The organism is Polaromonas sp. P1_G2, from assembly GCF_056405515.1.
Genome location: NZ_JBFUBY010000553.1, coordinates 1 through 1,328, shown reverse-complemented (window position 1 = coordinate 1,328; position 1,328 = coordinate 1). Strand labels below are relative to the sequence as shown.

The following is a 1,328-nucleotide window of genomic DNA, read 5'->3' as shown; positions in this document are numbered from 1 at the left end:
CCACAGCGCTGTAGCGAGTGAGCGGCGTAGCGGGCGGTCATCAGTGTTTTCCGGTAGGCTCGGGTTGTTCAAGCTCAAACCTGATGGAAAGACCACCGATGACCGATGACATGATGACCCTTCGCTCGCTTGTTGAGAATAGTGCTGATACCGATTTATTGCGCGAGATGATCGGCTTTACGGCCGAGAAGCTGATGGAACTGGAGATTGGCGCCAAAACGGGTGCTGCCTATGGCGAGAAGAATGTGTTGCGACTCGCTCAGCGCAATGGCTACCGCGAGCGCGACTGGGAAACGCGGGCTGGAACGGTTGAGCTGCGGATCCCGAAGCTCAGGACCGGCAGCTATTTCCCAAGCTTCCTGGAGCCGCGCCGGATGGCTGAGAAGGCTCTGACCGCAGTGATCCAGGAAGCCCGTTCGGTCGATGACTTGGTCAAGGCGATGGGAATGTCGGGCATTTCCAAGAGCCAGGTCTCCCGGCTATGCGAAGAGATCGACGACAAGGTCAAGGCTTTCCTGGCTCGGCCGATCGAGGGCGATTGGCCATATCTATGGATCGACGCCACTTATCTGAAAGTCCGGCGCGGCGGGCGCATTGTCTCCGTCGCCGTCATCATCGCGGTCGGCGTCAACACCGACGGCCGGCGCGAGGTGCTGGGCATAGAGGTCGGCACGTCCGAAGCCGAGCCGATCTGGACCGAGTTCCTGCGCAAGCTGACCCGTCGTGGTCTCAGCGGCGTCAAGCTCGTCGTCTCCGATGCCCATGAAGGTATCAAAGCGGCTGTCTCCAAGGTCCTCTCGGCCACCTGGCAGCGCTGCCGGGTGCACTTCATGCGCAACGTTCTGGCGCATGCCGGCAAGAGCGGCCGGCGGGTCGTTTCCGCCTTCATTGCCACGGCCTTTGCCCAGGACACGCCGGAAGCCGCAAGTACTCAGTGGCGTAGCGTCGCCGATCAGATCCGGCCGAAAGTGCCAAAGCTCGCAAATCTCATGGACAATGCCGAAGAAGACGTGCTCGCCTACATGACCTTCCCGAAACAGCATTGGACCAAGCTTCACAGCACCAATCCCATCGAACGCCTCAACGGTGAGATCAAGCGCCGCACMGACGTCGTCGGCATCTTTCCCAACGAYGAYGCCATCGTCAGGCTCGTCGGTGCACTGCTGCTCGAACAGAACGACGAATGGGCTGTTCAGCGATCCCGTTACATGACCCTTGAGACCATCGCACAAATGAGCGATGATCCGTTAATCAGCCTGCCCGCTGCGGCTCGCTGACCCATTCCCGGCTCAGCCGGAAAGCACGGCGATCACCGAGCCGAGCTACAC

Annotated in this window: 1 protein-coding gene; it reads left to right on the top strand. The window is 60.4% G+C overall.

The window, feature by feature from the left end; genetic code table 11:
* The first annotated feature begins 98 nt into the window (after positions 1-98).
* The gene (locus AC1D0P_RS26120) at positions 99-1,277 is read left to right on the top strand and encodes an IS256 family transposase (RefSeq protein ID WP_477679380.1); all 1,179 of its coding nucleotides are present in this window, start codon (positions 99-101) and stop codon (positions 1,275-1,277) included.
* Positions 1,278-1,328 lie beyond the last annotated feature (51 nt).